We start from the raw sequence: 8,790 nt of genomic DNA, 5'->3' as shown, positions 1-8,790 counted from the left end.
TGGAACAAGAACGGCCTCGCCCAGCAGTATCCCGTCTATGAGCCCGGCACCATCTTCACCCCGGGCGGCTTCGCCACCATGGGCTTCGGTTCCCCCGCCGCCCTCGGCGCCAAGATCGCCCTCAAGGACAAGGTCGTCGTCGCCCTCACCGGTGACGGCGGCTGGGGCCAGAATCCCGCTGTCCTTGCCACCGCCCGCGAGAACGCTATCCCCGTCATCTGGGTGATCATGAACAACCGCGCCTTCGGCACCATCGCCGGCCTCGAGAAGGCCCATTACGACACGACTTTCGCGACCGTCTTCGAGGTCGATGGCGAGAGCTGGTCGCCCGATTATGCCGCCATCGCCCGTGCTTATGGCATCGAGGGCATCACCGTCAATGCCGCCGAGGAATTCCTCCCGGCCATGCAGAAGGCGGTCGCCCTCAACAAGCCCGTCGTCATCGATGTCTATATGAAGAACATCCCGACGCCGACCGCCGGTCACTGGAACATCATGGACATCTATTCGCCGGGCAAGAAGGTGCATCACGTCGCCACCGGCAACTGACGTTCTCACTCATTTCGGATTCGTAGTCTTTTCTTTCACCTTGAGGGCCACCGCCGGTTCGCCGGCGGGTTCCCGCTCATTTCGACCTCGGAGGTCTTATGCCGTATCAGTATTCGCTGGCCCATCTGACCGTACTCAGCTGCCCGCCGCCCGAACTCGCCTATGTCGCCGCCCGCGCCGGCTACGACTACATCAGCCCGCGCCTCATCTACATGGGCCTGCCCGGCGAACCCAACTATGCCCTCGCCGAGAACGGCGAGATGCTCCGCGCCACCAAGCGCGCCCTTGCCTCGACCGGCATCAAGGTCCATGACATCGAACTGGCCCGCATCACCGACGACCTCTATCCGTCCAAGTACCTCCCGGCCATGGAAGTCGCCGCCGAACTCGGCGCCAAGTCCGTCCTCTCCTCGATCTGGACCCCCAACCTCGAATACGCCACCGAGAAGTTCGCCAAGGTCTGCGACCTCGCCGCGCAGTTCGGCCTCACCGTCGATCTCGAGTACGTCCCCATCGCCGCCGTCAATAACCTCGCCGGCGCCGTCAAGGTCCTGCGCGAAGTCAATCGCCCCAATGCCGGTCTCATGATCGACATGCACCACTTCCATCGCGCCCTCGACACGCCCGAGGATCTCGACGCCCTGCCCCGCGAGTGGTTCCACTTCGCCCACCTCTGCGACGCTCAGGGCCAGATCCCCACCGATCGCGCCGAAATGATCCGCATCCTCCGCGAAGAGCGCCTCTACGCCGGCGAGGGCGGCATCGACATCGCCGCCATCCTCAGGCACGTCCCCGTCCCCGTCCTCTCCATCGAACTCCCCCACCTCGCTCGCGTCAAGGAACTCGGTACCGCCGAACACGCCTTCAGATGCATCGAGGCAGCGAAAGCCTACACCGCCGCGCACGGGCTGAGCGCGCCCTTCACGAAGCTGGAGAAAGTCGCATGATCAGCGGCAAGTCGATCCTGCTGCCGATGTTCGGCTATCCGACCGAACCGTTCAAGGCGCCCTACATCTACAACCCCTGGTTCGATGCTCAAGGCATCGATGCCGTCGTCGTGCCGATGGGCATCAAGCCGGAAGACTATGCCGATTCACTGAAGGCGGTCTTCCGCATGAGCAATGTGCACGGTGCGCTCGTCACCATGCCGCACAAGGTCGCCACCGTCGGGCTGATGGACGAGCTCTCGAAGACGGCCCAGGTCGCCGGTTCGTGCAACGCCATTCTCAAGCGTCCTGACGGCTCGCTCGTCGGCGACATGTTCGACGGCGAAGGCTTCGTCCGCGGCTTGAAGCGCAACGGCTTCGTCTGCGAAGGCGCCCGCTGCCTGCTGATCGGCGCCGGCGGCGTCGGCTCGGCCATCGCCGCCTCGCTCGCCGCGGCCGGCATTGCCGCCATCGACGTGATCAAGACGCGCAGCGAATCGGCCAACGTCCTCGTCGAACGCCTGCAGACCTTCTTCCCGGAGGTCGCCGCCCGCGTCGTGTACCAGGACGATGTCGCCGGCTTCGACCTGATCGTCAACGGCACGCCGCTCGGCCTGCCCGGCGACCCGCTGCCCTTCGATCTCAGCAACTTGTCGCCCGCGACCTTCGTCGGCGAAGTCGTCATGAAGCAGGAAATGACGCCGCTGCTAGAGATCGCCAAGGCGCGCGGCTGCCGCTTCGTGCTCGGCACCGAAATGCTGTTCGAGATGATTCCGGCCTACCTCGAATTTTTCGGTTTCGGCAGCACGACGCCCGACGAATTACGCGCCCTCGCGCAAATCAGTTACTGAAGCATAAGCACATCCCATGACATTGGAGAGTCAAAAAATGAAAAAGGTATTGGTGTTGAACGGTATCAACCTGAATATGTTCGGAAAACGCGATCCCAAGCAATACGGGACGACGACGCTGGCAGAGATCGACACGATGCTGCAGAAGCTTGGACAGGAGCTTGGCGCCGAGGTCGAGAGCTTCCAGACGAACTGCGAGGGGACGATGGTCGAGCGCATTCACAAAGCATTCCATGATAAGGTGGACGCGGTGGTCATCAACGCTGGCGCCTGGACGCATTACAGCATTGGCCTGCGCGATGCGCTCGCCATCCTGACAGTGCCGATTATCGAAGTGCATATGTCGAACGTCCATGCGCGCGAGACGTTCCGCCACCATTCTGTTTTCGTGGATATCGCCAAGGGCCAGATCTGCGGATTCGGGGCAGAGAGTTATCTGCTCGGTCTGCGGGCTGCCGTTTCGGCCATCCCGGCCTGACCAGGGCACCGCGGCCATCCGCACCGGAAACTGCCGCGGGCGCCATCGGTCGCCGCTCGGGGGCCCAAGCGCCGCGGCGCGTTCATGACAAAAACAGAAAGCAAGAAAAGGGGAAACATGAATCAGCGTGACTTTGCGAAAAGGAAGGCTTCATGAAACAAATCGTCGACGGCTATTTCCGGCTGCTCAAATTCCTGGTCTTCCTGTGCCTGGCATCGATGGTGGTCCTGGTCTTCGGGAACGTCGTCCTGCGCTACGTCTTCAGCTCGGGCATCACCTTCTCGGAAGAGTTCTCGCGCTGGCTCTTCGTCTGGCTGACCTTCTTCGGCGCCATCATCGCCATGCGCGACCACGCGCACCTGGGCATGGACTCGGTCGTCTCGCGGCTGCCGGTCTGGGGCAAGAAGCTCTGTTATGTCGTCAGCCACCTCCTCATGCTGCTGTGCTGCGTCATGCTGCTCAAGGGCGGCTGGGTGCAGACGGTCATCAACATGGAGACCGAGGCGGCCGCCACCGGCCTGCCGGTCAGCCTGTTCTACGGCATCATCCTGATCTTCGGCGTCTCGGCCATGGCCATCCTGCTCTATGACCTCTACATGATGCTGAGCGGCCAGACCCGCGATGACGATCTCATCCAGATCAAGGAGTCCGAGGAAGAGCTCGAACTCGACGACTACGAGACCACGACCGACGACACGCACGCCGCCGGCGCCGCCAAAAAGGATTGAGGCCAGACCATGACCATTCTCGTCTTTACCTTCTCCCTGCTGGGCGCCATGGCGCTCGGCATGCCGATCGCCTTCGCGCTGCTGGTCTGCGGACTGGCACTGATGTGGCAGCTCGACATGACCGATGCGCAGATCATCGCGCAGAACGTCGTCAACGGCGCCGACAGCTTCCCGCTGATGGCGATTCCCTTCTTCATGCTCGCCGGCCAGACGATGAACGCCGGCGGCCTCTCGAAGCGCATCATCAACTTCGCCTTCGCCCTCGTCGGCCACATTCGCGGCGGCCTCGGCTACGTCTGTATCGTCGCTTCCTGCATCCTCGCCTCGCTGTCCGGTTCGGCTGCGGCCGACGCGGCGGCGATGTCGGCGCTGCTTTTCCCGATGATGATCAGCGCCGGCCATGACCCGAAGAAAAGTGCCGGCCTGATCGCCGCCGGCAGCGTCATCGGCCCGATGGTGCCACCGTCGAGCGGCCTGATCCTGTTCGGCGTCACCGCCGGCCTGTCGATCACCAAGCTATTCCTCGCCGCCATCGTCCCCGGCCTGATGATCGCCGCCGGCCTCTGGGTGGCCTGGTGGTGGGTCGCGCGCAACGACAACGTCACGCCGCCGCCGCGCCGTCCGTTCAAGGAAGTGCTGAGCAGCTTCCGCGACGGCATCTGGGCGCTGATGATGCCGTGCATCATCATCTTCGGGCTCAAGTTCGGCGTATTCACGCCGACCGAAGCCGGCGTCGTCTGCTCGGTCTATGCGCTCGTCGTGTCGATCTACGTCTACAAGGAACTCAAGTGGTCGCAGGTCTACCAGGTCATCTATAACGCCGGCCAGACGACTGCCGTCGTCATGTTCCTCGTCGCCGCCGCGCTGGTTTCGGCCTGGCTGATCGCCATCGCCGACATCCCCGGCGAAGTCATCAAGCTGCTCAAGCCCTTCATGGGCAGCCAGTTGCTGATGATGATCGTGATCATGATCCTCGTCGTCGTCGTCGGCACCGCCATGGACATGACGCCGACCATCCTGATCCTGACGCCGGTGCTGATCCCCGTCGTCAAGGCCGCCGGCATCGACCCGATCTACTTCGGCGTGCTCTTCATCATCAACAATGCGATCGGCCTGGTCACCCCGCCGGTCGGCACGACGCTCAACGTCGTCTGCGGCGTCACCAAGACCAAGATGGATGACATCATCGTCGGCGTCTGGCCGTTCATGATCGCCCAACTGGTGGTACTCGCGTTGCTCGTCATGTTCCCGAGCATCGTGCTGGTGCCGCTCAAGCTATTGCAAGGACAGTGGTAAGCAATTGGCATTACAAGCGTTGTGATTGGCGAGGTCCCCCGTCGGCCGACAGGGCCGGCGGTCTTCCCCGCCGCAAGTGTGGTTGCATCAGAAGCGTATCGGGCCCTGCCCATTTTCCATAACGGAGGAGTTTCATGATCAAGACATACAAGACGGTGTTGGCAGCGATGATGGCCTGCGGCCTCGTAATGACGGCGACGACCGCCAGCGCGCAAATCAAGGAGCGTACTTTCAGAGCCGCGACCAGCAACGTCTCGGGCAACCCGCAGGTCGATGGCCTCGAGAAGTTCGCTGAACTCGTCGGCCAGAAGAGCGGCGGCAAGATGCAGGTCAAGGTCTTCACCGGCGCCGTGCTGGGCAAGGACATCCAGGTCGTCTCGTCGATGCAGGGCGGCACCATCGACTTCGCGACGATGAATACCAACCTGCTCGTCGGCATCGCCAAGGAAGCCGGCCTCGTCGACCTGCCCTACCTCTTCGACAACGAAAAGATCGCCTACACGGTGCTCGACGGCTCGGTCGGCAAGAAAATCCACGGCGCGCTCGAACCCAAGGGCCTGGTCGGTCTCGCCTTCTTCGACATGGGCTACTACAGCCTGCATAACAGCAAGCACAAGATCACCAAGGTCGAGGACCTCAAGGGCCTGAAGATGCGCGTCACCGAGACGCCGATCACGATCGACACCTACAAGGCCTGGGGCGCCGCCACCGTGCCGCTGCCTTACGCCGAGCTCTACACCGCGCTTGAGCAGGGCGTCGTCGACGGCGGTGGCCAGCCGCCGCTCAACATGATCTACGGCAAGATCGGCGAAGTCTCGAAGTACTACACGGTCAACCGCTACTCGTTTACACCGGTCTCGCTGCTGATGAGCAAGAAGGTCATGGACGGCCTGTCGGCGGACGAGCAGAAGGTTATCCGCGACGCCGCGAAGGACTCGCTCGAATTCCAGCGCCAGAGCTCGCTCAAGAAGTCGAACGAGACGCTCGAACAGCTGAAGAAGAGCAAGACCGAAGTGACCGAGCTGCCGGAATCGGAAATCGCCCGCTTCCGCGACGCGGTCAAACCGGTGATCGAGAAGTACTCGAAGCAATACAACGAGGCGCTCGCCACCGAAATGTTCGCCGAAATCGCCAAGGCGAAAGCAGCGAAGAAGTAAGACAGTTGCGGCCGTCGCGATGCCTGGCGCATCGCGACCGCGCCCGGCGGACGAAGGTCGGAACGACCTTTACCGCCGGGTTTTATTTTTTCTGCAGCAGCTCGGCGCAGATGCCGCGCAGCCAGCGGTTGGCGGCGTCGTGATGGACGCGTGCATGCCAGTGCTGCTTGGCGACGAAGGAAGGAATGAAGAAGGGGCAGGCAAAGACGCTGAGTTCGCCGATCCCGGCCAGCGTTTCCCCCATCTGCCGCGGCAGCGTGGCGATCAGGTCGGTCGTCCGCGTAATCACGCTGAGACCGAGATAGCCGGGCAACTGCAGCACGACGCGACGGGCAATCCCCTTGCTTTCGACCGCCGTGCTGAGCAGGCGATGGCCGGTCCCCGGAATCACGTCGATATGCGCTTCGCGTTCGTAGGCGGCCAGCGTCAGCGAATCGCGAATGCGCGGATGCTGCGGCGCCACCAGGCAGATCCAGTCCTGCGAAAACAGGCTCTGCTGATAAAACCCCTTGCCGAGTTCGGGCAGCAGTCCGATCGCCAAATCGACCTCGCCCGACTCCATCGCCTGCGCCGTCTGCTTGTCGATGCGCACCGCCTTGAGGGTGATATGCGGCGCAACGGTACGCACATGCTCGAGGATCTTCGGCAGCAAGGTGATGTTGGCGACATCGGACATGGCGATGCAGAAACGGCGCTCGGCCGTCGCCGGCTCGAACTGGGCATCCCAGTGCGACAATCGGCGCAGTGAATTCAAGGCCTCGCGCGCCGTCGGGATCAGGGCCTCGGCCACCGGCGTCGGCTGCATGCCGGACGGCGTACGGACGAAGAGCGGATCGTTGAGTTGCTGGCGCAAGCGGCTCAGCCAGATACTGACCGTCGGCTGCGCCATATTGAGTTGTTCTGCCGCCCGCGTCACCCGCCGCGTATCATAGAGAACAACAAAGAGCTGCAGCAGATTGGCATCCAGAAGTTGCGGCAAGGCGTCGGAAACTCGTGTCATCATTGCTTTCTGCAGGTATCGGTGCCTGTGATTATTTCATAACTTAGGCCACCAGGGCGTATATCCGCCGACGCAGCGCCCGGCGCTGCCCATCCGTCATCCAGCCCCGTTTTCCGGCCGCGCGGGCAATTCCACGCTCAAAAACACCGGCATTATTTGCAATTGCAATAACACATATTAAGTTTATTGCATGGACTCTAGGATGAGCGCTGTCTAAAGTGTGTTTGCTGATCGTATGCCGTTGTCTGCGCGATTATCGCACAAACCGACACCGGTCACTGAGCAATAAAAAAATACATCCGCATTTCACAGGACAAGGACAGGAACATGAGCAGACAGAATGACATGGCGGAGCGCTACGCGGAGCTGAAGTGCACGCCGGAGCAGATTCAGGAGCTGGACGAGGCGTTTGCACGGGCTGACAAGGCGCAGCGCGAGTTCGAGAAGTGGGACCAGGCGTCGATCGACCGGACGATCCAGTCGATTGCGCAGATCGTGGCCAATTCCAAGACTTTCCATGAACTGGTGCTCCTCGGCATTTCCGAGAGCGATTTTGGCGATCCGATCAGCCGCGAGGCCAAGCGTTTCAAGATTCGCGGCATCCTGCGCGACTGTCTGCGCGAGAAGTCCGTCGGCATCATCGAGGAGATTCCCGAGAAGCGCATCGTCAAGTATGCCAAGCCGGTCGGCGTCATCGGCTGCGTCATTCCTGCCACCAACCCCGACCTGACCCCGGCCGGCAATGCCATTTACGCGATCAAGGCGCGTAATGCCATCATCTTCTGTCCGCATCCGCGCACGCTCAAGACCAGCCGCAAGACGATCGAGTTGATGCGCGAAGGCCTGCGCCGCGTCGGCGCCCCGGAGGATCTCGTCCAGATCCTCGGCTACAAGGGCAAGATCAACAAGGGTTTCTCCGAAGCGATGATGACCAAGGTCGACCTGATCATCGCCACCGGCGGCCAGGGCGTCGTCCGTCGCGCCTACATGTCCGGCACCCCGGCCTATGCCGTCGGCGCCGGCAATGCCACGATGATCTGGGACGAAACGGCCAAGCAGGATCTCAACAAGGCCGCTTTCAACACCATGCGCTCGAAGACCTCCGACTTCGGCTCCGGCTGTTCCGCTGACGGCAACATCGTCATTCACGAGAGCATCTGGGCAGACGCGCTCAAGGAACTCGTCGCCGTCGGCGGTTACATGATGAGCCCGGCCGAGCAGGACGCCATGCGCAAGTCGATGTGGGACGACGAATGCCATCGTCACTCCGACACCGTCGCCTTGTCCGCCGTCGATATGGCCAAGCACGCCGGCTTCGCCATTCCTGAAGACCGCAAGTTCCTCATCGCCTCGCACGGCACCGGCATCTTCAACGAGTCGCTCGAAGGCGTCTGGTGTCGCGAGAAGCTCTCGACCGTTCTCGCCGTCCATCAGTACCGCGGCGAATTCCAGAACGCCATCGACACCATCATGGCCATCCATGAAGTCGGCGGCATCGGTCACTCGGTCGGCATCTTCTCCTTCGATGACGATCACATTCACCGTCTCGCTTCCGTCGCTCGCGTCGGCCGCATCATGGTCCGTCAGCCCCAGTCCAAGGCCAACTCCGGCAGCATGAACAACGGCATGCCGATGACCTCCTCGATCGGCTGCGGCACCTGGGCCGGCAACGCCACCAGCGAAAACATCCACCTCCATCACTACATGAACGTCACCTGGGTCTCCAGAGAGTTCGACAAGCCCGATCCCATGATCGATGCCGAACTCTTCGGCGAGTTCTACGACCCCGAACTCGAAAAAATCCA

Annotated in this window: 9 protein-coding genes; 8 read left to right on the top strand and 1 reads right to left on the bottom strand. The window is 62.0% G+C overall.

Annotation, left to right across the window (positions count from 1 at the left end; all coding sequences use genetic code 11):
* From BLR25_RS20680 to BLR25_RS20650, 7 genes are all read left to right on the top strand, one after another.
* A partial coding sequence (locus tag BLR25_RS20680) for a thiamine pyrophosphate-dependent enzyme (protein ID WP_245715624.1) occupies positions 1 to 549 on the top strand: 549 nt, incomplete at its 5' end.
* A 98-nt stretch (positions 550 to 647) separates the two neighbouring features.
* Positions 648 to 1,496 (top strand): sugar phosphate isomerase/epimerase family protein, encoded by an 849-nt coding sequence (locus BLR25_RS20675; protein WP_091940707.1) that lies wholly within the window; start codon positions 648 to 650, stop codon positions 1,494 to 1,496.
* Complete coding sequence (locus BLR25_RS20670) at positions 1,493 to 2,326, top strand: shikimate dehydrogenase family protein (RefSeq protein ID WP_091940705.1); 834 nt, start codon at positions 1,493 to 1,495, stop codon at positions 2,324 to 2,326. The genes BLR25_RS20675 and BLR25_RS20670 overlap by 4 nt, the downstream gene beginning before the upstream one ends.
* 37 nt (positions 2,327 to 2,363) lie before the next feature.
* Positions 2,364 to 2,804, top strand: a complete 441-nt coding sequence (gene aroQ / locus BLR25_RS20665) for a type II 3-dehydroquinate dehydratase (RefSeq protein ID WP_091940703.1) — start codon at positions 2,364 to 2,366, stop codon at positions 2,802 to 2,804.
* A 152-nt stretch (positions 2,805 to 2,956) separates the two neighbouring features.
* Positions 2,957 to 3,532: a TRAP transporter small permease gene (locus BLR25_RS20660; protein ID WP_091940701.1), complete on the top strand. Its 576-nt coding sequence runs from the start codon at positions 2,957 to 2,959 to the stop codon at positions 3,530 to 3,532.
* A 9-nt stretch (positions 3,533 to 3,541) separates the two neighbouring features.
* Positions 3,542 to 4,828, top strand: a complete 1,287-nt coding sequence (locus BLR25_RS20655; protein ID WP_091940699.1) for a TRAP transporter large permease subunit — start codon at positions 3,542 to 3,544, stop codon at positions 4,826 to 4,828.
* A 134-nt stretch (positions 4,829 to 4,962) separates the two neighbouring features.
* Positions 4,963 to 5,985 carry a DctP family TRAP transporter solute-binding subunit gene (locus BLR25_RS20650; protein ID WP_091940697.1) on the top strand — a complete coding sequence of 341 codons (1,023 nt, stop codon included), beginning with the start codon at positions 4,963 to 4,965 and terminating at the stop codon, positions 5,983 to 5,985.
* A gap of 82 nt (positions 5,986 to 6,067) precedes the next feature.
* On the opposite strand, the gene BLR25_RS20645 is transcribed toward BLR25_RS20650, so the two are convergent.
* Positions 6,068 to 6,988: a LysR family transcriptional regulator gene (locus BLR25_RS20645; protein WP_245715623.1), complete on the bottom strand. Its 921-nt coding sequence runs from the start codon at positions 6,986 to 6,988 to the stop codon at positions 6,068 to 6,070.
* 324 nt (positions 6,989 to 7,312) lie between these two features.
* Here BLR25_RS20645 and BLR25_RS20640 point away from each other — a divergent pair.
* Positions 7,313 to 8,790: aldehyde dehydrogenase family protein (locus BLR25_RS20640; protein WP_218122729.1), on the top strand; the 1,478-nt coding region annotated here is incomplete at its 3' end.

Source organism: Propionivibrio dicarboxylicus (genome assembly GCF_900099695.1).
Taxonomy (GTDB): domain Bacteria; phylum Pseudomonadota; class Gammaproteobacteria; order Burkholderiales; family Rhodocyclaceae; genus Propionivibrio; species Propionivibrio dicarboxylicus.
The sequence above is the reverse complement of the archived record's forward strand: the minus strand, read 5'-3'. Positions and strand labels throughout refer to the sequence as shown.

Excerpts from the sequence above, each read along its gene's own strand:
- BLR25_RS20670 (WP_091940705.1), top strand. The coding sequence starts at position 1,493 with ATGATCAGCGGCAAGTCGATCCTGCTGCCGATGTTCGGCTATCCGACC.
- BLR25_RS20650 (WP_091940697.1), top strand. The coding sequence starts at position 4,963 with ATGATCAAGACATACAAGACGGTGTTGGCAGCGATGATGGCCTGCGGC.
- BLR25_RS20660 (WP_091940701.1), top strand. The coding sequence starts at position 2,957 with ATGAAACAAATCGTCGACGGCTATTTCCGGCTGCTCAAATTCCTGGTC.
- BLR25_RS20675 (WP_091940707.1), top strand. The coding sequence starts at position 648 with ATGCCGTATCAGTATTCGCTGGCCCATCTGACCGTACTCAGCTGCCCG.
- aroQ (WP_091940703.1), top strand. The coding sequence starts at position 2,364 with ATGAAAAAGGTATTGGTGTTGAACGGTATCAACCTGAATATGTTCGGA.
- BLR25_RS20645 (WP_245715623.1), bottom strand. The coding sequence starts at position 6,988 with ATGATGACACGAGTTTCCGACGCCTTGCCGCAACTTCTGGATGCCAAT.
- BLR25_RS20655 (WP_091940699.1), top strand. The coding sequence starts at position 3,542 with ATGACCATTCTCGTCTTTACCTTCTCCCTGCTGGGCGCCATGGCGCTC.